This is a genomic window from Rhodoferax sp. EU05-FHT12H12 (assembly GCF_058791215.1).
Genome location: NZ_JBYTDI010000002.1, coordinates 839,484 through 863,139 on the forward strand (window position 1 = coordinate 839,484; position 23,656 = coordinate 863,139).

The following is a 23,656-nucleotide window of genomic DNA, read 5'->3' on the forward strand; positions in this document are numbered from 1 at the left end:
TTGCTATGATTTTTGTAGCTGCTCCCGTATATCTATCAAGCGCCAGTGCCACTTTTGATGCTGATTTCAAGGCGCGTCTGCACTGGTCTGCCGATACCGATGCGGCCATCGAGCAGCGCGTGGCCGACATCCTGGCCGATGTGCAGGCCCGGGGCGATGTGGCCGTGCTGGAGTACACGGCGCGCTTTGATGGCCTGACAGCGACCGACATGCAGTCGCTGGAGCTGACCCAGGCCGAGCTGAAAGCCGCGTTCGACAGTATTCCGGCAGACCAGCGCACCGCCCTGGAAGCCGCTGCCAAACGTGTGCGCAGCTACCACGAGGCGCAAAAGAAAGCCTCCGGTGAGAGCTGGAGTTACCGCGACGAAGACGGCACGCTCTTGGGTCAGAAGGTCACCCCGCTGGACCGCGTGGGCATCTACGTGCCCGGCGGCAAGGCGGCCTACCCAAGCAGCGTGTTGATGAACGCCATCCCTGCGCATGTGGCCGGTGTGGGCGAAATCATCATGGTGGTGCCCACCCCCAAGGGCGAGAAGAATGCTTTGGTGCTGGCCGCCGCCTACGTGGCTGGGGTCACGCGCGCGTTCACCATCGGCGGTGCGCAGGCCGTGGCCGCGCTAGCCTATGGCACGCAGAGCATTCCCGCCGTGCACAAGATCACCGGCCCCGGCAACGCTTACGTGGCCGCCGCCAAACGCCGCGTGTTTGGTACTGTGGGCATCGACATGATTGCCGGTCCCAGCGAAATTTTGGTGTTGGCCGACGGCACGACGCCGCCCGACTGGGTGGCCATGGACTTGTTCAGCCAGGCCGAACACGACGAATTGGCGCAGAGCATTTTGTTGTGCCCTGACGCGGCCTACATCGCCCAAGTGCAAGAGAGCATCAACCGTTTGTTGAACGAGATGCCGCGTGCCGAGATCATTGCCAAGAGCCTCACCGGCCGCGGTGCGCTGATCCATACGCGTAGCATGGAAGAAGCCTGTGAGATCAGCAACCGCATTGCGCCCGAACACCTGGAAGTGTCCAGCAACGACCCGCATCGATGGGAGCCGCTGCTCAAACACGCCGGTGCCATCTTCCTCGGGGCCTACACGTCCGAGAGCCTGGGCGACTACTGCGCTGGCCCCAACCACGTGTTGCCCACCAGCGGCACTGCGCGTTTCAGCAGCCCGCTGGGGGTGTACGACTTCCAGAAGCGCAGCAGCCTCATCGAGGTGAGCGAGCAGGGTGCACAGGCGCTGGGCCAGATTGCCTCGGTCCTGGCACATGGCGAAGGCCTGCAAGCCCACGCGCGCGCGGCGGAAATGCGATTGAAGTAAGAATGGGGCATCAGGACGACCAAGCCCTATGCGCCCAACACTTCACACCCCTCACATCCTCTCCACGCTGCGGGACGCGGCAGCCCTGTTTGCCCTGTGTGCCGCCGTGGCCTCCACGGCCCAGGCCATGACCATCCGCGAAATGCGGGCACTGGAAAAGACCGAGAAACTAGGCAGCACCTACACCGATTACTACCTGGTCGGCGTCATGGAAGGTGCCGTAGAGGCCCACAACCAGGCCGTGCGCCAAGGCGCTCCGCCAAGCATTTGCCTCAACGGCCGCAAGTTGGAGCCTCACATGGCCAAGGGGCTCTACACCACCGAACTCAAGCGCAATGCCGACGTCTACGAGGCCGATTTTCCGGTGCAACTGGTGCTGACCAACGCGCTCACCACGGTCTACGCCTGCTAGAGCTTTCTACAATGCGCCGTGGGCTCCGCACGGAGCCGTTTCACGCATCAGGGAATACACAAGATGGCACTCAAAGTATTGGTAGTGGGTGGCGCGGGCTATATCGGCTCGCACATGGTCAAGCGGCTGGGGCAACTGGGGTGCACCGTCACCACGCTGGACAACCTGAGTGCCGGCCACCGCGATGCGGTGCTCAGCGGTGAGCTGGTGCAGGGTGATATTGCCGACCGCCCCTTGCTCGACGCGCTGTTCGCCCGTGGCCAGTTTGATGCGGTGATGCACTTCGCCTCCTTCATCCAGGTGGGGGAGTCGGTCAAAGAGCCCGCCAAGTACTACGACAACAACGTCACCAACACCCTCATCCTGCTGGACGCCATGCGTGCAGCAGGGGTTCAGCGCTTCATCTTTTCCTCCACGGCGGCCACCTTTGGCGAGCCGCAGTATGTGCCGATCGACGAGGCCCACCCCCAGCAGCCCATCAACCCCTACGGCCGCACCAAATTCATGGTGGAACAGGTCCTGCGCGATTACGAAGTGGCCTACGGTTTGCAGTCGGTGGTGCTGCGTTACTTCAACGCCGCCGGTGCCGACCCCGAAGGCCAGCTGGGTGAGCGCCACGAACCCGAGACCCATCTCATTCCCTTGGTGCTGCAAGCCGCCTCGGGGCGCCGCCCGCACATCCACGTGTTTGGCCGCGACTACGACACCCCCGATGGCACCTGCATCCGCGACTACATCCACATCCAGGACCTGTGCGAAGCGCATTGGCTGGCCATCCAGTCCCTGCTGGCGGGTCGGGGCAGCCAAGCCTACAACCTGGGCAACGGCAGTGGCTTTTCGGTACAAGAAGTGATTGACACCGCCCGCGCCATCACCGGCCGGCCCATTCCCGTGGTGGACGGCCCCCGCCGAGCGGGAGACCCGGCCCGTCTGGTGGCCGATGCCACCCAAGCCCGTGAACGCCTGGGCTGGCAACCCCAATACGCCGATCTGGCCACCATCGTGCGCCATGCATGGCAATGGGAGCAGAAGGTGGCAGCCTTGCACTAAGCCTGGGGCTCAGCGGCATCACCGCGCGGCAGCGGGGTGGCAACCGGTCCACGAGGGTTTCGAAAATTTACACGAATTTCGTGCAACACGAAATTCGTGTAAACTGGTGCCAAGATGAAAAACGTCACCATCACCGTCGAGGACGCCACGCTGGGGTGGGTGCGCATCGAGGCCGCACGGCGCAACACCAGTGTGTCGCGCCTGGTGGGCGAGATGCTGACCGACAAGATGCAGCATGACGACGCCTACGCCCGTGCCCAGCGCGACTGGGTGGCCGACACCTCCTCGTTCAGTTCGGGCGGCAAGCCTTATCCGCAGCGGAGTACCCAAAATGGCTAGTCCGCTGGATACCTCGGGTGCCGTCGTCTTTGTGGATACCAACGTGCTGTTGGCGGCCGACGATGCGTTTGATGCGGGCCAACAGTCCCGTGCGCGCGACTGGCTGCAGGCGCTGTGGGCGCGCCGCGCCGGGCGCATCAGTACGCAGGTGCTGAATGCCTATTACGTGGGCGCCACCCAGCACTTCGCCATGCCGCAGGGGGATGCGCGAGCCAAACTGCGCCGCTACCAGCTCTGGCAACCCTGGCAGATTGACCATCAGACCGTGGAAACCGCCTGGGGCGTAGAGGCCCGCTTTGGTCTGCCGTATTGGGACGCGCTCATCGTGGCCGCCGCCGCACAAAGCGGTGCCACCCATGTGCTGTCGCTGGACCTGCAGCATGGCCAGCAGATCGATGGCGTCACCATCCTCAGCCCTTTGCACGCCACGCCCGCCGATGTGGCGCTGGCCGACTAGTTCTTTGCTTTGAAAGTCTCCGCATGACGACTACCACCTCCACCGACAGCACCGTGAGTGCGCTGATCCAGCGCCGCATCCGCCAGGACGTGTTGGGCATGCACGCCTACGCCATCCAGGACTCCAAGGGCATGGTCAAGCTCGACGCCATGGAGAACCCGCACCGCCTGCCTGCCGAGCTGCAAGAGGCATTGGGCCGCCGCCTGGGCGCGCTGGCGCTGAACCGCTACCCCGATGGCCGCGTGAACGACCTGCGCCAGGCGCTGGCCGCCTACGCGGGCATGCCCGAAGGCTTTGACATCATGCTGGGCAATGGCTCGGATGAGCTGATCAGCCTGCTGGCCATGGCCTGCGACGTGCCGGTGGCGCCAGGCCAAGCCAAGCCCGCCATCCTGGCGCCGCTGCCGGGTTTTGTGATGTACGCCATGAGCGCGCAGTTGCAAGGGCTGGATTTTGTGGGCGTACCGCTCACGGCTGACTTTGCGCTGGACGTGCCGGCCATGGTGCAGGCCATCGCCGAGACGCAGCCCGCCATCGTCTACCTGGCCTACCCCAACAACCCCACGGCGAATTTGTGGGCCGAGGCCGATATGGTGCAGGTGGTGGCTGCGGCCCGGGCCGCGGGCAGCATTGTGGCCATTGACGAGGCCTACCAGCCGTTTTCCAGCCGCACCTATCTGGATGTGATCCGCGCAAACCCGGCTGCCAACGCCCATGTGCTGCTGATGCGCACCATGAGCAAGTTCGGCCTGGCCGGTGTGCGCATTGGCTACATGGTGGGCCCCCAGGCACTCATCGCCCAGGTGGACAAGGTCCGCCCGCCCTACAACATCAGCGTGCTGAACTACGAGTGCGCACTGTTTGCGCTGGAGCACCAGGAGGCTTTTGGGCGCCAAGCCCGCGACATCTGTGCACAGCGCGCTACGCTTTTGGGCGCATTGCGGGCACTGCCCGGCGTCAAGGCCTGGGACAGCGATGCCAATATGGTGCTGGTGCGCTTTGCCGGGGAGGGCGATCCTGCGCAAAAAGTGTTCGATGGCCTGAAAGCGCGCGGCGTTCTGGTCAAGAACGTTTCTAAAATGCACCCATTGCTGGCCCACTGCTTGCGGCTGACCGTCGGCACCGCCGAGGAAAACACCCAATTGCTGAAGGCCTTGCAGGAAATCTTATGAGTACCAACTACCCTTTGACCGAAGTGCCCGCCGTGGCCGCCCCCCGCATTGCCGAAGTCTCGCGCAACACCGCCGAGACCAAGATCCGCGTGCGTGTGAACCTGGACGGCACCGGCCAGGCCCATCTGCGCACCGGCATCGGCTTCTTCGACCACATGCTCGACCAGATCGCCCGCCACGGCCTGATCGACCTGGAGATCGAAGCCGATGGCGACCTGCACATCGACGGCCACCACACGGTGGAAGACGTGGGCATCACGCTGGGCCAGGCCTTCCACCAGGCCGTGGGCGACAAGAAGGGCATTCGCCGCTACGGCCATGCCTACGTGCCGTTGGACGAGGCCCTGAGCCGCGTGGTGATCGACTTTTCGGGGCGCCCCGGTCTGGAACTCAACGTGCCCTTCAAGAGCGGCATGATCGGTGCGTTTGACACCCAGCTCACCCACGAGTTCTTCCAGGGCTTTGTGAACCACGCCTTTGTAACGCTGCACATCGACAACCTGAAAGGCGAAAACGCGCACCACCAGGCCGAGACCGTGTTCAAGGCCTTTGCCCGCGCGCTGCGCGCTGCGGTGGAGTTGGACCCACGCGCGCTGGGGGTGATTCCCTCCACCAAGGGTTCGCTCTAAAATTTAAGTCAAATGCGCCTCTAGCCCCCGTGGAATATGCGCAAGCAGCTATTAAAACCGTAGCATGAAGAAAGCAGCATGAAAAAGGTCGCGGTCGTTGATTACGGCATGGGAAACCTGCGCTCCGTCACCCAGGCGGTGATGCATGTGGCCGCCGATGCGGGCGTGGAGGTGGTCTGGGCCCGCACCGCCCAGGAGGTGATGGACGCCGAACGTGTGGTGCTGCCCGGACAGGGCGCCATGCGCGACTGCATGCGCGAGCTGCACGACTCCGGCATGTTCGACGCCGTGATGCACGCGGCTGCGCACAAGCCGCTGATGGGCGTGTGTGTGGGCATGCAGATGCTGCTGGACCACAGCGACGAGCAGAACACCGCCAGCCTGGGCCTGATTCCTGGCAAAGTGGTCAAGTTTGAACTGGCGGGGCAAACCCAGCCCGACGGCAGCCGCTACAAAGTCCCCCAAATGGGCTGGAACCAGGTCTGGCAAACCAGCCACGGGGGTGTGCCGCGCCACCCCGTCTGGGGCGAGGTGCCGGACGGCAGCTACTTCTACTTTGTACACAGCTACTACGCCCAACCGTCTGATGCGCGCCACAGCGTAGGCGAGACGGACTACGGCCAGCGCTTCTCGGCGGCCATTGCACGCGATAATATTTTCGCCACCCAGTTCCACCCCGAAAAAAGCGCCGAGCACGGTTTGTCCCTCTACCGCAACTTCCTGCACTGGAATCCCTGAATCTTTATCCTTGCCGCACCTCTGCATCTGGCAACGCGACTCTCTTTTTCCTCCAACCCTGAAGCACCATGCTTTTAATTCCTGCGATTGACCTCAAAGACGGCCACTGTGTACGCCTCAAACAAGGCGATATGGACCAATCCACCACGTTTGGCGAAGACCCCGCGGTCATGGCCCGCAGCTGGGTGGACAAGGGCGCACGGCGCCTGCACCTGGTCGATCTGAACGGTGCCTTTGCCGGCCATCCCAAAAACGAGATGGCGATCCGCAAGATCCTCAAGGAAGTGGGCAACGAGATTGACGTGCAGCTGGGCGGCGGCATCCGCGACCTGGACACGATTGAGCGCTACCTGGACGCCGGCCTGCGCTACGTCATCATCGGTACCGCCGCGGTCAAGAACCCCGGCTTCCTGCAAGATGCCTGCACCGCCTTTGGCGGCCACATCATCGTGGGCCTGGACGCGCGCGATGGCAAAGTGGCCACCGACGGCTGGAGCAAGCTCACCCGCCACGACGTGGTGGACCTGGGCAAGAAGTTTGAGGACTACGGCGTCGAAGGCATCATCTACACCGACATCGGCCGCGACGGCATGCTCTCGGGCATCAACATCGACGCCACCGTCAAGCTGGCCCAGGCCCTGACCATCCCCGTGATTGCGTCGGGTGGCCTGTCCAACATGGCCGACATCGAAGCCCTGTGCGCGGTGGAAGACGAAGGCGTGGAAGGTGTGATCTGTGGCCGCGCCATCTACAGCGGCGACTTGGACTTTGCCAAGGCGCAAGAGCGCGCTGATGAGCTGAATGGCTGATCGGTGTTAGCCAAAAGAATTATTCCCTGCCTGGATGTCACGGGCGGTCGTGTTGTCAAAGGTGTGAACTTCGTCGAGCTGCGCGATGCCGGTGACCCGGTGGAGATCGCGGCCCGCTACAACGACCAGGGCGCTGATGAACTCACGTTTCTCGACATCACCGCCACCAGCGATGGGCGCGACCTGATCCTGCACATCATCGAAGCCGTGGCCAGCCAGGTCTTCATCCCGCTGACCGTGGGTGGCGGTGTGCGCGTCGTGGAAGACGTGCGCCGCCTGCTCAATGCGGGTGCCGACAAGGTGAGTTTCAACTCGGCAGCATTGGCCAATCCGCAGGTGATTGAAGACGCCTCCATGAAGTACGGCTCGCAGGCCATCGTGGTGGCCATCGACGCCAAGCGCCGCTCCGACGCAGACGCCGCCATCCGCGGTGCCGGTTGGGACGTCTACAGCCACGGTGGCCGCAAAAACACCGGCTTGGACGCCGTGGCCTGGGCCACCGAGATGGCGCGCCGTGGGGCTGGCGAGATTTTGCTCACCAGCATGGACCGCGACGGCACCAAGAGCGGCTTTGATCTGGCGCTGACCCGGGCTGTGGCCGACGCCATCAGCGTGCCGGTCATCGCGTCTGGCGGCGTGGGTAATCTGGACCACCTGGCCGACGGCGTGCAGCAGGGTGGGGCGGACGCGGTGCTAGCCGCCAGCATCTTCCACTACGGTGAGTACACCGTGGGCCAGGCCAAGGCGCGTATGGCCGAGCGCGGCATTCCTGTCAGAATTTAAGCCTTTTGGGTCTCTAGCCCTCATCAATGCTGCGCGAGCAGCTATAAATTAAATAGCAAATGGAACCCACCCCCACCCCGCCCGTGAGCTGGCTCAAACACATCCGCTGGGACTCCAAGGGCCTGGTGCCGGTGATTGCGCAGGAGCAGGGCACCAACGACGTGCTGATGTTTGCCTGGATGAACCGCGAAGCCCTGCAAAAGACCGTGGAGCTGGGCCGGGCTGTGTACTTCAGCCGTTCGCGCGACAAGCTTTGGTACAAGGGTGAAGAGTCTGGCCACGTGCAAACCGTGCACGAAATCCGCATGGACTGCGACAGCGATGTGATTTTGCTCAAGGTGACCCAGCTGGGCCACGAGCCGGGCATCGCCTGCCACACGGGCCGTCACAGCTGTTTCTTCAGCGTGCTGGAGAATGGTGTGTGGAAATCGGTAGACCCGGTCTTGAAAGACCCCGAATCCATCTATAAATAATATTTTGCGGGACAGATCCTTCGCGTTGTCTCCAACTAACCCCTAACCTTGCGGGACAGATCTTTGGCTCTGTCCCCAACTGATCAAGATGTCCATCTCCCAAGACTCCCTGGCCGCTCTGGCTGCCGTGATTGAAAGCCGCAAGGTCGCCAACGGCGGCAACCCGGACGCAAGCTATGTGTCCCGCCTGCTGCACAAGGGGCCCGACGCATTTTTGAAGAAAATTGGCGAGGAAGCCACCGAGGTGGTGATGGCCGCCAAAGATGCCGACCATGGTGGTGAGGCCAGCAAAATCGTCTACGAAATGGCCGACCTCTGGTTCCACTGCATGGTGGCGCTGTCGCACTACGGTCTGTCGCCCGCCGACGTGATTGCCGAGCTGGAGCGCCGCGTGGGCACCAGTGGCCTGGAAGAAAAAGCCCTGCGCAAAGTGCTTGCGCGCGAGGCCGAGCCCAAAGCCGATTCCCACTGAAAAGGAGTGCGTATGAGCCAGGATTTCACCACCCCCGCCGAAGTGCCCAGCCTGGAAAAGCTGCAGTCACTCAACACCATTGGCACCATCAGCTATGTGCTGCACCTGATCGTGGCGGTCAGCGCCTTTATCCCGGGCGGCCAGTTTGGCGTGACCTTGCTGCTGGTGGCGCTGATTCTGGACATGGTCAAGCGTGACGACGCGGCGGGCACCTGGCACGCCTCGCACTTTCGCTGGCGCATCCGTTCGGTGGTGATTGCCGGCCTGCTCTATCTGGTGACCTTGCCGCTGTTCCTGCTGCTGTATTTCCCTGGCGCCCTGGCCTGGGCTGTCATCTCGGTGTGGTTTCTGTACCGCATCGTCACCGGCTTTATCGCCATGAACAAAGGCCAGGAGATCGGCGCATGAGTGTTCACACGCCAGGCCATGATGCCAACTGCATCTTTTGCAAGATCATTGCCAAGCAGATCCCGTCCAAGGCGGTGTACGAGGATGAGCAGGTCTATGCCTTCCACGACATCAACCCCTGGGCACCGGTGCATTTTTTGCTCATCCCCAAGGCCCACATTCCCAGCATGGCGCAGGTTGGCCCCGAGCATGCGGCGCTGATGGGCCACATGATGGCCCTGGTGCCAAAGCTGGCGATGGAGCAGGGCTGCAACCCCTACCCGGATGGCGGCTACCGGCTGGTGACCAACACCGGGGCAGAAGGTGGGCAGGAAGTGCATCACCTGCACTTCCATGTGATGGGTGGCCCACGCCCTTGGTTGCGCGGCTGACGTGTGGTCCCCACGCTCCACCGCTGCGCGGGGCGTTGCCCCCCGAAGGGGCTAATTTTCCTTGGGGCGGCCCTAAGGAAAATGGTGGTTACACACGCCGACTAGAATTCACTTAATCGTTAGGAGTAAATCATGGGTTCATTTTCTATTTGGCACTGGTTGATTGTTCTGCTGATCGTGGTCATGGTGTTCGGCACCAAGAAGCTCAAGAACATCGGCTCCGATCTCGGTGGTGCGGTCAAGGGTTTCAAGGATGGCATGAAGGATGGTTCCACCCCAGCCGCCGACGACAAGCCCGCAGCGCCTGCGCAGCAAGTGGCCAACGCCGCTGAAAAGACCACGATCGACGTGGAAGCCAAGCAAAAGAACTAAAGCGATAGCACTGCGTGATTGACCTCGGCATAGCAAAGATGGCGCTGATCGGCGCGGTGGCATTGATCGTCATCGGGCCCGAAAAGCTGCCCAAAGTGGCCCGCACCGTAGGTGCCTTGCTGGGCAAGGCGCAGCGTTACGTGGCCGACGTGAAGGCCGAAGTCAACCGCTCCATGGAGCTGGACGAGCTCAAGAAAATGCGCGAAACCGTGGAGGGGGCCGCGCGTGACGTGGAAAACTCCATCCAGACGCAGGCCAGCGACTTTGAGAAGTCCTGGTCGGATGCGACCGATGCTGCGCTGGAGCCTGAGCCACCCGCCTACAAACACCCCAACAAAAACTGGCGCCTCAAGCAAGGCGCCATGCCCCAGTGGTACAAGGCCCGCAACGGCGTGCGTACCAAGGCGCAGTCGGGAGCGGCCCGCGTGGCGCGCTTCCGTCCGCCGCGCGTGCGCTGAGCGGCACCACCTACCTTCCCCATGGCATCAGACAACAATCCGCAAGACGAGCTTGCCGGCACCGAGCAACCTTTTGTCCAGCACCTGATGGAGCTGCGCGACCGCCTGGTCAAAGCCGCCATCGCCGTGGGGGTGGCCCTGGCCGTGCTGGCGCTGTACCCCGGCCCGGCTGCGCTGTACGACATTCTGGCTGCGCCGCTGGTCTCCACTTTGCCGGCTGGTGGCAAGCTGATTGCCACCTCGGTCATCTCTCCATTTTTGGTGCCGCTCAAGATCATGCTGATGACAGCCTTCCTGCTGGCTCTGCCCGTGGTGCTGTGGCAGGTCTGGGCTTTTGTGGCGCCCGGCCTTTACAGCCACGAGAAAAAACTGGTGCTGCCACTGGTGGTGTCCAGCACCGTGTTGTTTTTCATTGGCGTGGCGTTTTGTTATTTCTTTGTCTTCGGGCAGGTGTTCAAGTTCATCCAGAGCTTTGCTCCGCAAAGTATTGCGGCCACGCCCGATATTGAGTCTTACCTGGACTTCGTGCTCTCCATGTTCCTGGCCTTCGGCCTGGCGTTTGAGGTGCCGATTGTGGTGATCGTGCTGGCGCGCATGGGCATCGTCAGCATCGAGAAGCTCAAGGCCTTCCGCAGCTATTTCATCGTGCTGGCCTTTGTGGTGGCGGCCATCGTCACGCCGCCCGATGTGGTGTCCCAGCTGGCGCTGGCCATTCCCATGTGCATCTTGTACGAGATCGGTATCTGGGCGGCGCAGATCTTCATCAAGCACACCCAGGCACCTTCCGACGAAGCGCAGACTGGCGACGCATCCTAGGCTGATTTTTTTGGCAAAATTGGCCTCTAGCCCCCGTACTTATTGCGCAAGCAGCTCCTGAAACCATAGCAAAAAGGCGACCCGAGGGGCGCCTTTTTTTGTGCCGCAATGTGGTGCCGGGGGTTAACGCGCTGCCGCCTTGGGCTTGGGCCGCACGCCGGGGGTGACGCTCAGTTCCAGCTTCTGGTTCTTGCGTTCAATGGTGAAGGGCGCCGCGCTGCCGGGCTTGAGGGAGGCCACCACCGACAGCAACTGGGTCACGTCACCAATGGGCTTGTCGGCGATGCTGACAATCACATCGCCCGGCCGCACACCGGCTTGCGCAGCGGGGCCGTTCTGCAGCACACCGGTGATGATCACCCCTTCCTTGGCCATCACGTCAAAAGTTTCCGCCAGTTCGGGGGAGAGGTCGTTGGGTTCCACGCCAATCCAGCCGCGGGTGACCTGGCCGTCTTTCACAATGCCGTCCAGCACCATCTTGGCGGTGGTCACGGGGATGGCAAAGCCAATGCCCATGCTGCCGCCCGAGCGCGAGTAGATCGCGGTGTTGATGCCCAGCAGGTTGCCGTTGGTGTCGACCAGCGCGCCGCCCGAGTTGCCGGGGTTGATGGCCGCGTCGGTCTGGATGAAGTTTTCAAAGGTGTTGATGCCCAGCTGGTTGCGCCCCAGTGCGCTCACAATGCCGCTGGTCACGGTCTGGCCCACGCCAAAGGGGTTGCCAATGGCCAGCACCTGGTCGCCCACCTGCAGGCTGTCGGAGTTGCCCAGCACAATGGCGGGCAGCTTGTCGAGTTCAATCTTCAGCACGGCCAGGTCGCTGTCGGGGTCGGTCCCAATCACCTTGGCGGCCACGCGGCGGCTGTCGTTCAAGATGACCTCGATCTCGTCGGCCTCTTCGATCACGTGGTTGTTGGTCAGGATGTAGCCGCTGGGGCTGACGATCACACCACTGCCCAGTCCTCCCTGGGGCTCGTTGCCCTGGTCGCCATAGAAGAACTTGAACCATGGGTCGTTGGCATTGGGGTTTTTGGCCGCCACCTTGCTGGTGTTGATACTCACCACGGCGGCCGAGGCCTTTTGCGCGGCCAGCCGGTAGCTGCCGGGCGGGATCTCACCGGGCTGCGAGGGCGGGGCTTGGAGCAGCGCGATTGCACCGTCTACCGTGCTGGCACCGTGGCCCAGCCACTGGGGCTTGAGGGTGGCCACCACAAAGTAGGCGGCAAGCAGCACCGTGGTAGTTTGGGAAAACAGCAACCAAAATCGTTTCATCGGGATTTCCAACAGTGGCGGCACACAGGCGTGCTGCACAGGGCAAATTGTAGGCGGCATGGGCCTGCGCGTTACAGTGCAACACCGCGCTGTTGCCCCATGCAAACCATCTACATTCACCCCGCTGCACCGCCCAAGCCGCCTGAAGGTGCGCCTTGCAATGGCTGCGGTGTGTGTTGCCTGGCCCAGCCGTGCCCGGTCGGCATGGTGCTGTCGCGCCGCAGGCGTGGGGCCTGCCAGGCGCTGCGCTGGGATGGGCTGCAGGCACAGTACCGCTGCGGTGCCATCACGGAACCGCGGGCCGTGGTGCAGGCGGCCCTGCCACGTGCCTTGCAGTGGCTGGCGCCCGTACCTGCCGCCGCGCTGGCCCGCCTGGCCCGGCGCTGGGTGGCCGCAGGGCAGGGCTGCGACAGTGACCTGCAGCCCCAGTCGCCACCGTCCACCTCAACGACAATCCCTTCCTGAGCACACTTTCTTCCCATGACCGACCGCACCACCCTGGTATCCGCCCTGGACACGCTGCTGCAGCCCGAGCGCTTCAAAGACTATGGCCCCAACGGCTTGCAGGTGGAAGGCCGTGCCGAGGTGCATACCCTGGTGTCGGGCGTGACGGCGAGCCTCGCACTGATCGAGGCGGCGGTGGCGGCCCAGGCCGATGCCATCCTGGTGCACCACGGCCTGTTCTGGCGTGGCCAGGACGGTCGCGTAACCGGCTGGATGCGCCAGCGCCTGGGCCTGCTGCTGGCGCACAACATCAGCCTGATTGCCTACCACCTGCCACTGGACGCCCACCCTGAGCTGGGCAACAACGCGCAGCTCGGCCGGGTGCTGGGGCTGGTGGCGGACGCCCGTTTTGGCGAGCAGCAGTTGGGCTTCGTGGGCGCTGCACCCGCGGCCCTGAACAGCGCGCAGGCGCTGGCGGACCATGTCCAGGCCACGCTGGGCCGCGCCGTGACCCTGGTGCCTGGTGGTACGCGGCCGCTGCGCCGCATCGCCTGGTGCACAGGCGGCGCCCAAGGTTACTTTGAAGACGCGATTGCCGCTGGGGCGGACGTGTTCATCACCGGCGAAATTTCCGAACCCCAGGCCCACTACGCCCGCGAATGTGGCGTGGCCTACATCGCCTGCGGTCACCACGCCAGCGAGCGTTACGGCGCCCCTGCGGTCGCTGCCCACGTGGCTGCCCAGCTGGGCTTGGCCCATACCTTCATCGACATCGACAACCCTGCATGACTCCCCCTGTTCTCCCCATTGCCATCACCCTGGGCGATGCCGCCGGTATTGGCCCCGAAATCATTGCCCAGTCTTTTTTGCGCGAGCCAGAGATGCTGCGTCACTGTTTTGTCGCCGGTGATGTGCAGGCCATGCGCCGCGCGCTGGCCGTGGTGCAGGGCGCGGTGCCGCTGCCCGTGGTGCAGATCGCTACGCCGGCCGAGGTGGCGCAATTGCCCCCGCGTTGTCTGCCCGTGCTGCAAGTGGGTGAGGCGCTGCCGCCCGTGGCCTGGGGCCAGGTGAGTCGCGCGGCTGGTGAGTTTGCGGGGCGCTGCGTGTTGTGGGCTGCCGATGCGGCCTTGCGTGGTGAGATTGCCGCGCTGGTGACCGCACCCTTGCACAAGGAGGCCTTGTCCGCGGCGGGCGCTCCTTACGACGCTTACCCCGGCCATACCGAAATGCTGCAGGCCGCCGCGGCGCGCCATGCCCGCGTGGCGGTGGACGCGATGCCCGTGCGCATGATGCTGGCCAACGACGAGTTGCGCACCGTGTTGGTCAGCATCCACGTCTCGCTGCGCGATGCGCTGGCTGCCGTCACCACAGACAACGTGTTGCAAACGATTTTGATCACCCATGCCGCGCTGTTGCGCACGCTGGGCCGCGCACCGCGCATTGCGGTGGCGGGCGTGAACCCGCACGCGGGCGAGGGCGGCCTGTTCGGCCGCGAAGAACTGGACACGGTGCTTCCGGCCATCGAGGCGGCACGGGCCCGGGGCTGCCAGGTCTACGGCCCGATTGCGCCCGACACGGTGTTCATGCGCGCCCGCAACACAGCGGCGCACCCGGGGGAGTTCGATGTGGTGGTGGCCATGTACCACGACCAGGGGCTGATCCCCGTGAAGTACCTGGGGGTGGAGCAGGGGGTGAACGTGACGCTGGGCTTGCCCCTGGTCCGCACCAGCCCGGACCACGGCACGGCATTCGACATTGCCGGTACGGGCCGCGCCGACCCGTCCAGCCTGCTGGCCGCCCTGCGCATGGCGCACCAGCTGTCATTGACATAATTTCAAGCCAAATCGGGCGCTGGCCCGCTTGGATGCTGCGCGACTAGCTATTAAAATAATAGCAAGTCGCGATGGGCAGCTTTACTTCTTGAGGCTGTCGCGAATCTCGCGCAGCAAGAGCACGTCTTCGGGCGTCACCGCAGGGGCGGGGGCGGCCACAGGGGCTTCCTTCTTCAGGCGGTTGATTTGCTTGACCATCAGGAAAATGATGAAGGCCAAAATTGCAAAGTTCACGGCCACGGTGATGAAGCTGCCGTAGGCAAACACGGGAATGCCGGCTTTCTTCAGGCCCGCCAGTGTGGTGTCGGTGCCTGGCGGCACGGCGCCCAGCACCACAAACAGGCTGGAAAAGTCCAGCTTGCCAATCACGGCACCCACCAGCGGCATGATCAGGTCGCCGACGACAGAGTCCACGATCTTGCCAAACGCGCCACCAATGATCACACCCACAGCCAGGTCAATCACATTGCCCTTGACCGCAAAATCCTTGAATTCTTGAATCATTCCCATCGCTTGTTGCTCCATAGTGGTTGAAAGACGCCGAGTATTACCGACAAAGCAGGGGTAAACCAGACCAGCAGCGTCAACTGGCGCGTTGAATGCCCCCACTGCCGTCAGCTACAATCCCGGCTTACCCCTACTAGCGATGTTCATTGAGGATTCTCATGAGTGAAACCCCTGTCGACACCAAAAAGATCGACGCCAGCAAACGGACTTGGTTGATTGCTTCCGGCTGTGCTGGTGCAGTGGGCGGTGTCGCAACCGCCATCCCTTTTGTGAGCACATTTCAGCCCTCCGAGCGCGCCAAGGCCGCCGGCGCCGCCGTGGAGGTGGACATTGGTGAACTCAAGCCCGGTGAAAAAGTCACTGTGGAATGGCGTGGCAAGCCCGTCTGGATCGTGCGCCGCACGCCAGAGCAGGTGGCCGCGCTGGCGGGTATTGAAGGACTGCTGGCCGATCCCAAGTCGGAGCGCAAGCCCGATGAGTTGACGCCCGAGTACGCCCGCAACGAGGCGCGCTCCATCAAACCAGAATTCTTTGTGGCCGTGGGCATCTGCTCGCACCTGGGATGTTCGCCGTCCGACAAGTTCCAGCTCGGCGCCCAGCCCTCGCTGCCCGACGACTGGAAGGGCGGTTTCTTGTGCCCTTGCCACGGGTCCACCTTCGACATGGCGGGCCGCGTGTTCAAGAACAAGCCCGCACCGGACAACCTCGAAGTGCCGCCGCACATGTACCTGTCTGACAGCAAGCTGCTGATCGGCGAAGACAAGAAAGCCTGAGGAAGAACAACATGGCGACTTTCAAGGAAATCTCCCCCAACGCCTCGGCTGGCGAAAAGGTGACGAACTGGTTCGAAAACCGCTTCCCCACCGCCTTTGACGCCTACAAGGTGCACATGTCGGAGTACTACGCTCCGAAAAACTTCAACTTCTGGTACATCTTTGGCTCGCTGGCCCTGTTGGTGTTGGTGATCCAGATCGTGACCGGCATTTTCCTGGTCATGCACTACAAGCCCGATGCCGCCTTGGCCTTTGGCTCGGTTGAATACATCATGCGCGACGTGCCATGGGGTTGGCTGATCCGCTACATGCACTCCACGGGTGCGTCTGCCTTTTTCGTGGTGGTCTACCTGCACATGTTCCGTGGCCTCATCTACGGCAGCTACCGCAAGCCGCGCGAACTGGTCTGGATCTTTGGCTGCGCCATCTTCCTGTGCCTGATGGCCGAAGCCTTCATGGGCTATCTGTTGCCTTGGGGCCAGATGTCCTACTGGGGCGCCCAGGTGATCGTGAACCTGTTTGCCGCTGTGCCCCTGGTTGGGCCTGACCTGGCGTTGCTGATCCGTGGCGACTTCGTGGTGGGTGATGCCACCCTGAACCGCTTCTTCAGCTTCCACGTGATTGCCGTGCCCTTGGTCCTGCTGGGTCTGGTGGTGGCGCACTTGCTGGCGCTGCACGATGTGGGCTCCAACAACCCTGATGGCATCGAAATCAAGGGCCCCAACGCCCCCCGCGATGCAGCCGGCCACCCTCTGGATGGTGTGCCTTTCCACCCCTACTACACCGTGCACGACATCTTTGGTGTCAGCGTGTTCTTGATGGTCTTTACCGCCATCATCTTCTTCGCGCCCGAGATGGGTGGCTACTTCTTGGAGTACAACAACTTCATCCCGGCTGACCCGCTGAAGACGCCTGCCCACATTGCGCCGGTCTGGTACTTCACGCCGTTCTACTCCATGCTGCGTGCCATCACCAGCGAGATGATGTATGCGCTGATTGCTTGCGTTTTGGGCGCTGCAGCGTTCAGCATCTTCAAGTTCAAGATGCCCGCCATCTTCAAGGGCGTGCTCGCTGGTGCCGCCGTTGTCGCAACAGTGCTCATGCTCAATATCGACGCCAAGTTCTGGGGCGTGGTGGTGATGGGCGGCGCTGTGGTCATCCTGTTTTTCCTGCCCTGGCTGGACTACAGCCCGGTCAAGTCCATCCGCTATCGCCCTGACTGGCACAAGTACCTGTACGGTATCTTTGTGATCAATTTTGTGGTTCTGGCGTACTTGGGTGTGCAGCCACCGTCCCCGATTGGTGAGCGCGTGTCGCAAGTGGGTACCTTGTTCTACTTCGGCTTCTTCTTGCTGATGCCTTGGTGGAGCACCTTGGGTGAGTCCAAGCAGGTCCCTGCGCGTGTGAACTTTGCGGCCCACTGAGAGCCGGAGACGACTGACATGAAAAAAATTCTTATTTCCATCGTGGCAGCCCTGGGCTTTGTCGCCGGTGCCCACGCATCGGGTGGTGGCATCGCTCTGGACAAGGCACCTGTCAAGACCAACGACTTGGTGTCTTTGCAAAATGGCGCCAAGCTGTTTGTGAACTACTGCCTGAACTGCCACTCGGCGGCATTCATGCGCTTCAACCGGCTCAAAGACATTGGCCTGACCGACCAGCAAATCAAGGACAACCTGTTGTTCACCACCGAAAAAGTTGGTGAAACGATGAAGGCCGCGATTGATCCCAAGCAGGCCAAGGACTGGTTTGGTGCCAATCCGCCTGACCTGACCGTGATTGCGCGTTCGCGCGCGGGCGCTGGGGGCTCTGGTGCAGACTATCTGTACACCTATCTGCGCACCTATTACCCCGACGAAACCAAGGCCACGGGCTGGAACAACCTGGTGTTCCCCAGCGTGGGTATGCCCCATGTGTTGTGGGAGCTGCAAGGCAAGCGCGAACCTCAGTACGAATCCCGCGAGGAGCACGGTCACGAAGTGCATGTGTTCAAGGGCTGGAAGCAAATTACTCCCGGGACCATGACACCAGCCCAGTACGACCAAGCCATTGGTGACCTCGTGAATTACCTGCAATGGATGGGTGAGCCCGCACAAAATACTCGCGTGCGCGTGGGTGTCTGGGTCTTGTTGTTCCTGTCGGTGCTCACGCTGTTTGCGTGGCGTCTGAATGCGGCGTTCTGGAAAGACGTCAAGTAAGTTCGCGCGCTGTCGCATGGGCCCAGTTGGCCTGAGCTGATGGTGTCAGAGTGGGTTTGCCAAGGCGACCCACTCTTTTTCATTTTTTAGGAGTCTCTTGCCATGATGGTGCTGTATTCAGGAACAACCTGCCCCTTTTCTCACCGTTGCCGTTTCGTGTTGTTTGAGAAAGGCATGGACTTCGAAATTCGCGATGTGGACTTGTACAACAAGCCCGAAGACATCAGTGTGATGAACCCCTATGGTCAAGTGCCCATTCTGGTCGAGCGCGACCTGATCCTGTACGAGTCGAACATCATCAATGAGTACATCGATGAGCGTTTCCCGCATCCTCAATTGATGCCCGGTGACCCTGTGGACCGCGCCCGTGTGCGCCTGTTTTTGCTGAACTTCGAAAAAGAACTGTTCGTGCACGTGTCTACCCTGGAAGCCCGTGCCTCCAAGGGCAATGAGAAAGCACTGGACAAGGCCCGTGCCCATATCCGCGACCGCCTGACCCAGTTGGCCCCCGTGTTCCTCAAGAACAAGTACATGTTGGGTGAAAACTTCTCCATGCTGGATGTGGCAATCGCTCCGCTGCTCTGGCGCCTGGACTACTACGGCATTGACCTCAGCAAGAATGCTGCACCGCTGCTCAAGTATGCCGAGCGCATCTTCTCGCGTCCCGCCTACATTGAGGCGCTGACGCCATCCGAAAAGGTCATGCGCAAGTAAGCCGCGCGGTACAGCCATGATGGATGCCGACAACGCCCAGTCCACACGCCCGTACCTCATTCGTGCCTTGTACGAGTGGTGTACGGACAATGGCTTCACGCCCTTTATTGCCGTGCAGGTCGACGATTCGGTGCGGGTCCCGCACGAATACGTCAAAGATGGTGAGATCGTGTTGAACGTCAGCTTCGACGCGACCAGTGCACTGCAACTGGGCAATGAATTCATCGAGTTCAAGGGCCGCTTTGGTGGCGTGGCGCGGGACATCATGGTGCCGGTGCACCGCGTCCTCGCCATTTATGCGCGCGAGAACGGGCAGGGCATGGCTTTTCCCGTGACTGCGGCCCCCGATACCGCGGCGCCCCAGCCCCAGCCCCCGTTGCCGGAACCCAAGCCTGCGGTGTTGGCGCCTGTGCGCAACTCTGAAGATACCGGCCCAGACACCCCACGACCTTCGGGCGGTGGACGGCCAGCACTGACGCGAGTGAAATAGACGGCTTTCTGCCCAATCGGGCTTCATGCTTGGTGTAGAATTCGGCCCGTGCCGCTTTAGCTCAGTTGGTAGAGCAACCGCCTTGTAAGCGGTAGGTCGTCAGTTCGAATCCGACAAGCGGCACCATTCCCCACTCCCGCCACAGCTTAGTTCCTGCTTGGCGGCGACACTTGGACCTTTAAACGAATTGAGTTAACCTCCCAGCCTTTGGAGCGCAAGTGCGCTTGCATGGCGGGAAGCAGTTGGCGCAGTTTTGCCGCAACCGCATTGTTGTCCAGTAGCAGGCACCATTCGCTTCCGTCAATAGGTCCCGCCTGGATCGCCATCCGCAAGGTACGCGGAATCACAGATTCCAGGCTTTTGAGCCGCGCAGAAGATTCTGTTGCTAGGTCACTGAGTCGTGCCAAAGCTGGCGATTCCCGGCTGGCTTGCAAGGCAGAAACGGCACGGTGATTGCGGATCAGGGGTTGCATGAAGAGGGTGTTGGAATATGCAAGTGATTATCACGGATGCCTGGATGGCCAAGAGCCGGGCCTTCCATTTGAGCGGAGCCAAACTTCTGCTGTCGCTGCTGTCGCTGTCCATGGCGTTGATGCTGGTGTCAGCGGGCCTCTACCACTGGGTGTTTCTCAAAGGTGCACGTGAAGGGTGGCCCATTATTGGCTCCTTGGTGCGCCTGGTGGTCAAAGATGAATTTGCCCAGCGTGACCGTTACCTGCGCGAAAACATCGAAGTGCTAGCCAAGAAGCTGGGCGAGATGCAAGCTAAATTGCTGCAGTTGGAGTCGCTGGGCGAGCGGGTGTCTGGCCTGGCGGGCATCAACCCTGCCGATATCAAGGTCAAGCCGGGCCAGGGAGGGCTTTTGGTCGAAGGTAGACCGCTCACCTTGCAAGAACTCGATGCGGGCTTGGATGCGCTGGATGTGTTGGTCGGCCAGCGGGCTGACGCCATGACCGTCATGGAGTCGCGTCTATTCGAGCAAAAAATCAAGAAAATGATGGTGCCGACGCAAACCCCGGTGCAGGATGCCAACCTGGGCTCGGTGTTTGGCTGGCGCATTGATCCCATTACCGGTCGGTCCGCCCTGCATACGGGCCTGGATTTTCCGGCAGAAACGGGGAAACCGATTTATTCGGCTGCTGGTGGCATGGTGGTCGCCCAAGAGTTCCATTTTCAATACGGCAACATGATTGAAGTGGACCATGGCAACAACCTGATCACCCGCTATGCACATGCCTCCAAAGTGCTGGTGAAAAAGGGCGATTTGATCAAGCGCGGCCAGAAGATTGCCGAAGTCGGAACCTCTGGGCGCTCCACCGGGCCCCACCTGCACTTTGAGGTTCTGGTGCAGGGTGTGCCCCAGGATCCCCAGAAGTTTCTGAATGCCGGTCGTAATCTTCCTGTTGCCCAAGTGGTGCAATCCAAAGCGGCCGATACGCAACGCTAAAATGGGCGGTTTGGTATTTGTGGTGGGGCTGACGCGTATGCGCTTGTCTTCCATCTGAATGCCCCCATTTCACCCAGACGAGAAAAAGGACTGCGCTGATCTGTTACCCATGGTGGGGGCAGGCCAGTCTTGCATGCATGGCCATCAATATCCTTACCAAAATCTTTGGCAGTCGCAATGACCGCTTGCTCAAGCAATATCGCTCCGTCGTGGCGCGGATCAATGCGCTGGAGCCGCAGTTCGAGCAGTTGACGGACGACGGTCTGCGCGCCAAGACTCAGGAGTTCAAGGATCGCATTGCCAAGGGTGAGGCGCTGGACGCCATCCTGCCGGAAGCGTTTGCCGTGGTGCGCGAAGGCTCCAAGCGTGTCATGAAAATGCGCCATTTTGATGTGCAGTTGCTGGGTGGCATGTCTTTGCACAACGGCAAGATTTCGGAAATGCGCACGGGAGAGGGTAAGACCTTGACTGCGACGCTGCCGGTGTACCTGAATGCCCTGAGTGGCAAGGGCGTGCACGTGGTCACCGTGAACGATTACTTGGCCAGCCGTGATGCCAAGTGGATGGGGCGCCTGTACAACTTTCTGGGCCTGACCGTCGGTATCAACCTGCCGCAGGCTCCGCGGGAAGACAAGCAGGCGGCTTACCGTGCCGACATCACCTACGGCACCAACAACGAATACGGCTTTGACTACCTGCGCGACAACATGGTCTATGAGGTGGCGGACCGCGTGCAACGTGGCCTGAACTACGCCATCGTCGACGAGGTCGATTCCATCCTGATCGACGAGGCGCGCACGCCGCTCATCATCAGCGGCCAGGCGGAAGACCACACCGACCTGTACATTGCCATCAACAAGGCTATTCCCAAGCTGGTGAAGCAAGAGGGCGAAGCCGACCCGCGCACGGGTGAGGGTGTGACCAAGCCGGGCGACTTCACGCTGGACGAAAAAAGCCACCAGGTCTTCCTGACCGAACAGGGCCACGAATCGGCCGAACAGATTTTTGCCGAACTGGGCCTGATTCCCGCAGGTTCGTCCCTGTACGACCCGGCCAACATCACGCTGATGCACCACCTGTATGCCGCGTTGCGGGCCAACCACCTGTACCACCGCGATCAGCACTATGTGGTGCAGCAGGGCGAGATCGTCATCGTCGATGAGTTCACAGGGCGCTTGATGACCGGCCGCCGCTGGAGCGATGGCCTGCACCAGGCAGTGGAAGCCAAAGAAGGCGTGCAGATCCAGGCGGAAAACCAGACCCTGGCCTCCATCACATTCCAGAACTACTTCCGCTTGTATGGCAAGCTGGCCGGCATGACCGGTACGGCAGATACCGAAGCCTATGAGTTTCAGGAAATCTACGGGCTGGAAACGGTGGTGATTCCGCCCAATCGCAAGAGCCTGCGCGACGACCAGTTGGACCGTGTGTACAAAACCACGCGTGAAAAGTACGAAGCCGCTATCAAGGACATTCGTGAATGTTACGAGCGCGGCCAGCCCGTGCTGGTGGGTACCACGTCGATTGAAAATTCCGAAATCATTGCCCAACTGCTGGAGAAGGAAAAGCTCCCGCACCAGGTGCTGAACGCCAAGCAGCATGCGCGCGAAGCGGACATCGTCGCCCAAGCGGGGCGTGCCAAGATGATCACCATTGCCACCAATATGGCCGGTCGTGGTACCGACATTGTGCTGGGTGGCAACATCGAGAAAGCCTTGCAAGAGGTCGAATCTGATGCGTCATTGGATGCCGCCGCCAAGGAAGAAAAAACCAAGGCTGTGCGTGCACAGTGGACGCAGGACCACGAGGCTATCAAAGCCCTGGGCGGTTTGCGCATCATTGCCACAGAGCGCCACGAGTCCCGTCGTATCGACAACCAGCTACGAGGTCGTTCGGGCCGCCAAGGCGACCCTGGCTCTTCGCGTTTTTACCTGAGCCTGGACGATTCCCTGATGCGGATTTTCGCCGGCGATCGTGTGAAGTCCATCATGGACCGCCTGAAGATGCCCGATGGTGAAGCTATCGAAGCCGGTATCGTCACGCGCAGCATCGAAAGTGCCCAGCGCAAAGTGGAAGCGCGCAACTTTGACATGCGCAAGCAGTTGTTGGAGTACGACGACGTGTCCAACGACCAGCGCAAGGTGATTTACCAGCAGCGCAATGCGATTTTGGATGCGCAGGACTTGGGTGCCCAGATTACTTCGCTGCGCGAAGGCGCCTTTGAGGACTTGGTGCGCCAATACGTGCCTGCAGAGTCGGTAGAAGAGCAGTGGGACGTGCCCACGCTGCAGAAAGCTCTGACTGACGATTGGCAGATCAGCCTTGACCTGCAAAAGCAGGTGTCTGACGCGAGTTCCATTACGGACGAAGAAGTTGTGTCCACCGTGGTCACTGCAGCCAACGCGGCCTTTCAGGCCAAGGTGGACTTGGTGGGGGCCGAAAACTTCACCCAGTTTGAGCGCATGGTGCTGCTGCAAAGCATTGACAGCCACTGGCGCGATCACCTGAGTGCTTTGGACTATCTGCGCCAGGGCATCCACTTGCGTGGCTACGCCCAGAAGCAGCCCAAGCAAGAGTACAAGCGCGAAGCCTTTGAGCTGTTTGGCCAGTTGCTGGATTCTGTGAAGAACGACGTCACCAAGGTGTTGATGACGGTCAAGATCCAGTCTAACGAGCAACTGGAGCAAGCGGCAGACGCCATGGAAGTCCGCGGCGAGAGCATTACCAACGTGACTTACAGCGCGCCCACTGAAACGGGTGAAGTGCAAACCACAGTGGACGACTCCACCGTGAAACCCAGTGCCAGTGACGTAGCGCGTGTGGGGCGCAATGAGCCCTGCCCGTGTGGCAGTGGCAAGAAATACAAACACTGCCACGGCCAATTGACCTGAGAGTAATTCC

30 protein-coding genes and 1 tRNA gene are annotated in these 23,656 nt (G+C 61.5%); 28 read left to right on the forward strand and 3 right to left on the reverse strand.

The genetic code is table 11. The features are described from left to right. Positions 1 to 5 precede the first annotated feature (5 nt). The 17 genes from hisD (at position 6) to tatC (ending at position 11,081) form a co-directional block, all read left to right on the forward strand. Positions 6 to 1,322, forward strand: a complete 1,317-nt coding sequence (gene hisD, locus AC3WS7_RS08770; RefSeq protein WP_492656069.1) for a histidinol dehydrogenase — start codon at positions 6 to 8, stop codon at positions 1,320 to 1,322. Positions 1,323 to 1,350: 28 nt separating this feature from the next. Then, positions 1,351 to 1,734, forward strand: a complete 384-nt coding sequence (locus AC3WS7_RS08775) for a hypothetical protein (RefSeq protein ID WP_492656070.1) — start codon at positions 1,351 to 1,353, stop codon at positions 1,732 to 1,734. Positions 1,735 to 1,797: 63 nt separating this feature from the next. Continuing rightward, the gene (gene galE, locus AC3WS7_RS08780; protein WP_492656071.1) at positions 1,798 to 2,784 is read left to right on the forward strand and encodes a UDP-glucose 4-epimerase GalE; all 987 of its coding nucleotides are present in this window, start codon (positions 1,798 to 1,800) and stop codon (positions 2,782 to 2,784) included. Between the two features lie 114 nt (positions 2,785 to 2,898). Then, the gene (locus AC3WS7_RS08785) at positions 2,899 to 3,123 is read left to right on the forward strand and encodes a CopG family transcriptional regulator (RefSeq protein WP_492656072.1); all 225 of its coding nucleotides are present in this window, start codon (positions 2,899 to 2,901) and stop codon (positions 3,121 to 3,123) included. Beyond that, entirely contained in the window at positions 3,116 to 3,580 is a 465-nt protein-coding gene (locus AC3WS7_RS08790) for a PIN domain-containing protein (RefSeq protein ID WP_492656073.1), read from the forward strand. Before AC3WS7_RS08785 ends, AC3WS7_RS08790 begins: the two co-directional genes overlap by 8 nt. A 23-nt stretch (positions 3,581 to 3,603) precedes the next feature. Beyond that, the gene (gene hisC / locus AC3WS7_RS08795) at positions 3,604 to 4,752 is read left to right on the forward strand and encodes a histidinol-phosphate transaminase (protein WP_492656074.1); all 1,149 of its coding nucleotides are present in this window, start codon (positions 3,604 to 3,606) and stop codon (positions 4,750 to 4,752) included. Continuing rightward, on the forward strand, positions 4,749 to 5,381 hold the full coding sequence (gene hisB, locus AC3WS7_RS08800) for an imidazoleglycerol-phosphate dehydratase HisB (RefSeq protein WP_296466753.1): 633 nt from the start codon (positions 4,749 to 4,751) through the stop codon (positions 5,379 to 5,381). The genes hisC and hisB overlap by 4 nt, the downstream gene beginning before the upstream one ends. A 78-nt stretch (positions 5,382 to 5,459) precedes the next feature. Beyond that, positions 5,460 to 6,119: an imidazole glycerol phosphate synthase subunit HisH gene (gene hisH, locus AC3WS7_RS08805; protein ID WP_296466751.1), complete on the forward strand. Its 660-nt coding sequence runs from the start codon at positions 5,460 to 5,462 to the stop codon at positions 6,117 to 6,119. A 68-nt stretch (positions 6,120 to 6,187) separates the two neighbouring features. Then, positions 6,188 to 6,928: a 1-(5-phosphoribosyl)-5-[(5-phosphoribosylamino)methylideneamino]imidazole-4-carboxamide isomerase gene (hisA, locus tag AC3WS7_RS08810; protein ID WP_296466749.1), complete on the forward strand. Its 741-nt coding sequence runs from the start codon at positions 6,188 to 6,190 to the stop codon at positions 6,926 to 6,928. A 3-nt stretch (positions 6,929 to 6,931) separates the two neighbouring features. Beyond that, positions 6,932 to 7,711, forward strand: a complete 780-nt coding sequence (hisF, locus tag AC3WS7_RS08815; RefSeq protein ID WP_296466743.1) for an imidazole glycerol phosphate synthase subunit HisF — start codon at positions 6,932 to 6,934, stop codon at positions 7,709 to 7,711. Positions 7,712 to 7,770: 59 nt separating this feature from the next. Further along, a complete protein-coding gene (gene hisI / locus AC3WS7_RS08820; RefSeq protein ID WP_296466740.1) occupies positions 7,771 to 8,184 on the forward strand; it encodes a phosphoribosyl-AMP cyclohydrolase in 414 nt (137 codons plus the stop codon). Positions 8,185 to 8,272: 88 nt separating this feature from the next. Continuing rightward, positions 8,273 to 8,656, forward strand: coding sequence for a phosphoribosyl-ATP diphosphatase (locus AC3WS7_RS08825; RefSeq protein WP_296466738.1), 384 nt, complete (start codon positions 8,273 to 8,275; stop codon positions 8,654 to 8,656). A gap of 12 nt (positions 8,657 to 8,668) precedes the next feature. Further along, on the forward strand, positions 8,669 to 9,064 hold the full coding sequence (locus AC3WS7_RS08830) for a DUF4870 family protein (protein ID WP_492656075.1): 396 nt from the start codon (positions 8,669 to 8,671) through the stop codon (positions 9,062 to 9,064). Beyond that, a complete protein-coding gene (locus AC3WS7_RS08835) occupies positions 9,061 to 9,435 on the forward strand; it encodes a histidine triad nucleotide-binding protein (RefSeq protein ID WP_296466733.1) in 375 nt (124 codons plus the stop codon). Before AC3WS7_RS08830 ends, AC3WS7_RS08835 begins: the two co-directional genes overlap by 4 nt. A gap of 132 nt (positions 9,436 to 9,567) precedes the next feature. Further along, positions 9,568 to 9,807 carry a Sec-independent protein translocase subunit TatA gene (gene tatA / locus AC3WS7_RS08840; RefSeq protein WP_296466730.1) on the forward strand — a complete coding sequence of 80 codons (240 nt, stop codon included), beginning with the start codon at positions 9,568 to 9,570 and terminating at the stop codon, positions 9,805 to 9,807. Positions 9,808 to 9,821: 14 nt separating this feature from the next. Continuing rightward, positions 9,822 to 10,265 carry a Sec-independent protein translocase protein TatB gene (gene tatB, locus AC3WS7_RS08845; RefSeq protein WP_296466726.1) on the forward strand — a complete coding sequence of 148 codons (444 nt, stop codon included), beginning with the start codon at positions 9,822 to 9,824 and terminating at the stop codon, positions 10,263 to 10,265. A gap of 21 nt (positions 10,266 to 10,286) precedes the next feature. Continuing rightward, positions 10,287 to 11,081, forward strand: coding sequence for a twin-arginine translocase subunit TatC (gene tatC / locus AC3WS7_RS08850; protein WP_492656076.1), 795 nt, complete (start codon positions 10,287 to 10,289; stop codon positions 11,079 to 11,081). A 123-nt stretch (positions 11,082 to 11,204) separates the two neighbouring features. Here the strand turns inward: tatC and AC3WS7_RS08855 are convergent, their stop codons facing one another. After that, positions 11,205 to 12,350, reverse strand: a complete 1,146-nt coding sequence (locus AC3WS7_RS08855; protein WP_296466720.1) for a S1C family serine protease — start codon at positions 12,348 to 12,350, stop codon at positions 11,205 to 11,207. Positions 12,351 to 12,449: 99 nt separating this feature from the next. Between AC3WS7_RS08855 and AC3WS7_RS08860 the strand changes: the two genes are divergently transcribed. The 3 genes from AC3WS7_RS08860 to pdxA are packed head-to-tail and all read left to right on the forward strand — an operon-like array spanning position 12,450 to position 14,626. Beyond that, a complete protein-coding gene (locus AC3WS7_RS08860; RefSeq protein ID WP_492656077.1) occupies positions 12,450 to 12,815 on the forward strand; it encodes a hypothetical protein in 366 nt (121 codons plus the stop codon). 15 nt (positions 12,816 to 12,830) lie between these two features. Beyond that, a complete protein-coding gene (locus AC3WS7_RS08865) occupies positions 12,831 to 13,583 on the forward strand; it encodes a Nif3-like dinuclear metal center hexameric protein (RefSeq protein ID WP_492656078.1) in 753 nt (250 codons plus the stop codon). Then, positions 13,580 to 14,626 carry a 4-hydroxythreonine-4-phosphate dehydrogenase PdxA gene (pdxA, locus tag AC3WS7_RS08870; protein WP_296466713.1) on the forward strand — a complete coding sequence of 349 codons (1,047 nt, stop codon included), beginning with the start codon at positions 13,580 to 13,582 and terminating at the stop codon, positions 14,624 to 14,626. Before AC3WS7_RS08865 ends, pdxA begins: the two co-directional genes overlap by 4 nt. Before the next feature lie 81 nt (positions 14,627 to 14,707). Here the strand turns inward: pdxA and mscL are convergent, their stop codons facing one another. Next, positions 14,708 to 15,136, reverse strand: a complete 429-nt coding sequence (gene mscL / locus AC3WS7_RS08875) for a large conductance mechanosensitive channel protein MscL (protein ID WP_296466710.1) — start codon at positions 15,134 to 15,136, stop codon at positions 14,708 to 14,710. 155 nt (positions 15,137 to 15,291) lie between these two features. On the opposite strand from mscL, the gene petA reads away from it, so the two are divergent. From petA to AC3WS7_RS08905, 6 genes are all read left to right on the forward strand, one after another. Then, on the forward strand, positions 15,292 to 15,906 hold the full coding sequence (petA, locus tag AC3WS7_RS08880; RefSeq protein ID WP_492656079.1) for a ubiquinol-cytochrome c reductase iron-sulfur subunit: 615 nt from the start codon (positions 15,292 to 15,294) through the stop codon (positions 15,904 to 15,906). Positions 15,907 to 15,917: 11 nt separating this feature from the next. Then, on the forward strand, positions 15,918 to 17,330 hold the full coding sequence (locus AC3WS7_RS08885) for a cytochrome b (RefSeq protein WP_296466704.1): 1,413 nt from the start codon (positions 15,918 to 15,920) through the stop codon (positions 17,328 to 17,330). Between the two features lie 18 nt (positions 17,331 to 17,348). Then, positions 17,349 to 18,104, forward strand: coding sequence for a cytochrome c1 (locus AC3WS7_RS08890; RefSeq protein ID WP_296466702.1), 756 nt, complete (start codon positions 17,349 to 17,351; stop codon positions 18,102 to 18,104). Between the two features lie 102 nt (positions 18,105 to 18,206). After that, positions 18,207 to 18,818: a glutathione S-transferase N-terminal domain-containing protein gene (locus AC3WS7_RS08895; RefSeq protein ID WP_094482471.1), complete on the forward strand. Its 612-nt coding sequence runs from the start codon at positions 18,207 to 18,209 to the stop codon at positions 18,816 to 18,818. A gap of 19 nt (positions 18,819 to 18,837) precedes the next feature. Then, positions 18,838 to 19,308, forward strand: a complete 471-nt coding sequence (locus AC3WS7_RS08900) for a ClpXP protease specificity-enhancing factor (protein WP_492656080.1) — start codon at positions 18,838 to 18,840, stop codon at positions 19,306 to 19,308. 50 nt (positions 19,309 to 19,358) lie between these two features. Next, a tRNA-Thr gene (locus AC3WS7_RS08905) sits at positions 19,359 to 19,434 on the forward strand. A 20-nt stretch (positions 19,435 to 19,454) separates the two neighbouring features. Here the strand turns inward: AC3WS7_RS08905 and AC3WS7_RS08910 are convergent. Beyond that, the gene (locus AC3WS7_RS08910; protein ID WP_296467945.1) at positions 19,455 to 19,772 is read right to left on the reverse strand and encodes a hypothetical protein; all 318 of its coding nucleotides are present in this window, start codon (positions 19,770 to 19,772) and stop codon (positions 19,455 to 19,457) included. 26 nt (positions 19,773 to 19,798) lie between these two features. On the opposite strand from AC3WS7_RS08910, the gene AC3WS7_RS08915 reads away from it, so the two are divergent. Next, positions 19,799 to 20,755, forward strand: a complete 957-nt coding sequence (locus AC3WS7_RS08915; protein WP_492656081.1) for a M23 family metallopeptidase — start codon at positions 19,799 to 19,801, stop codon at positions 20,753 to 20,755. A 137-nt stretch (positions 20,756 to 20,892) separates the two neighbouring features. Then, positions 20,893 to 23,646 (forward strand): preprotein translocase subunit SecA, encoded by a 2,754-nt coding sequence (gene secA, locus AC3WS7_RS08920; protein ID WP_492656082.1) that lies wholly within the window; start codon positions 20,893 to 20,895, stop codon positions 23,644 to 23,646. Positions 23,647 to 23,656: the final 10 nt, after the last annotated feature.

Bases quoted from the DNA above. Each gene is read 5' to 3' on its own strand.
- hisD (WP_492656069.1), top strand. From the start codon at position 6: ATGATTTTTGTAGCTGCTCCCGTATATCTATCAAGCGCCAGTGCCACT.
- AC3WS7_RS08775 (WP_492656070.1), top strand. From the start codon at position 1,351: ATGCGCCCAACACTTCACACCCCTCACATCCTCTCCACGCTGCGGGAC.
- galE (WP_492656071.1), top strand. From the start codon at position 1,798: ATGGCACTCAAAGTATTGGTAGTGGGTGGCGCGGGCTATATCGGCTCG.
- AC3WS7_RS08785 (WP_492656072.1), top strand. From the start codon at position 2,899: ATGAAAAACGTCACCATCACCGTCGAGGACGCCACGCTGGGGTGGGTG.
- AC3WS7_RS08790 (WP_492656073.1), top strand. From the start codon at position 3,116: ATGGCTAGTCCGCTGGATACCTCGGGTGCCGTCGTCTTTGTGGATACC.
- hisC (WP_492656074.1), top strand. From the start codon at position 3,604: ATGACGACTACCACCTCCACCGACAGCACCGTGAGTGCGCTGATCCAG.
- hisB (WP_296466753.1), top strand. From the start codon at position 4,749: ATGAGTACCAACTACCCTTTGACCGAAGTGCCCGCCGTGGCCGCCCCC.
- hisH (WP_296466751.1), top strand. From the start codon at position 5,460: ATGAAAAAGGTCGCGGTCGTTGATTACGGCATGGGAAACCTGCGCTCC.
- hisA (WP_296466749.1), top strand. From the start codon at position 6,188: ATGCTTTTAATTCCTGCGATTGACCTCAAAGACGGCCACTGTGTACGC.
- hisI (WP_296466740.1), top strand. From the start codon at position 7,771: ATGGAACCCACCCCCACCCCGCCCGTGAGCTGGCTCAAACACATCCGC.
- AC3WS7_RS08825 (WP_296466738.1), top strand. From the start codon at position 8,273: ATGTCCATCTCCCAAGACTCCCTGGCCGCTCTGGCTGCCGTGATTGAA.
- AC3WS7_RS08830 (WP_492656075.1), top strand. From the start codon at position 8,669: ATGAGCCAGGATTTCACCACCCCCGCCGAAGTGCCCAGCCTGGAAAAG.
- AC3WS7_RS08835 (WP_296466733.1), top strand. From the start codon at position 9,061: ATGAGTGTTCACACGCCAGGCCATGATGCCAACTGCATCTTTTGCAAG.
- tatA (WP_296466730.1), top strand. From the start codon at position 9,568: ATGGGTTCATTTTCTATTTGGCACTGGTTGATTGTTCTGCTGATCGTG.
- tatC (WP_492656076.1), top strand. From the start codon at position 10,287: ATGGCATCAGACAACAATCCGCAAGACGAGCTTGCCGGCACCGAGCAA.
- AC3WS7_RS08855 (WP_296466720.1), bottom strand. From the start codon at position 12,350: ATGAAACGATTTTGGTTGCTGTTTTCCCAAACTACCACGGTGCTGCTT.
- AC3WS7_RS08860 (WP_492656077.1), top strand. From the start codon at position 12,450: ATGCAAACCATCTACATTCACCCCGCTGCACCGCCCAAGCCGCCTGAA.
- AC3WS7_RS08865 (WP_492656078.1), top strand. From the start codon at position 12,831: ATGACCGACCGCACCACCCTGGTATCCGCCCTGGACACGCTGCTGCAG.
- pdxA (WP_296466713.1), top strand. From the start codon at position 13,580: ATGACTCCCCCTGTTCTCCCCATTGCCATCACCCTGGGCGATGCCGCC.
- mscL (WP_296466710.1), bottom strand. From the start codon at position 15,136: ATGGGAATGATTCAAGAATTCAAGGATTTTGCGGTCAAGGGCAATGTG.
- petA (WP_492656079.1), top strand. From the start codon at position 15,292: ATGAGTGAAACCCCTGTCGACACCAAAAAGATCGACGCCAGCAAACGG.
- AC3WS7_RS08885 (WP_296466704.1), top strand. From the start codon at position 15,918: ATGGCGACTTTCAAGGAAATCTCCCCCAACGCCTCGGCTGGCGAAAAG.
- AC3WS7_RS08890 (WP_296466702.1), top strand. From the start codon at position 17,349: ATGAAAAAAATTCTTATTTCCATCGTGGCAGCCCTGGGCTTTGTCGCC.
- AC3WS7_RS08895 (WP_094482471.1), top strand. From the start codon at position 18,207: ATGATGGTGCTGTATTCAGGAACAACCTGCCCCTTTTCTCACCGTTGC.
- AC3WS7_RS08900 (WP_492656080.1), top strand. From the start codon at position 18,838: ATGGATGCCGACAACGCCCAGTCCACACGCCCGTACCTCATTCGTGCC.
- AC3WS7_RS08915 (WP_492656081.1), top strand. From the start codon at position 19,799: ATGCAAGTGATTATCACGGATGCCTGGATGGCCAAGAGCCGGGCCTTC.
- secA (WP_492656082.1), top strand. From the start codon at position 20,893: ATGGCCATCAATATCCTTACCAAAATCTTTGGCAGTCGCAATGACCGC.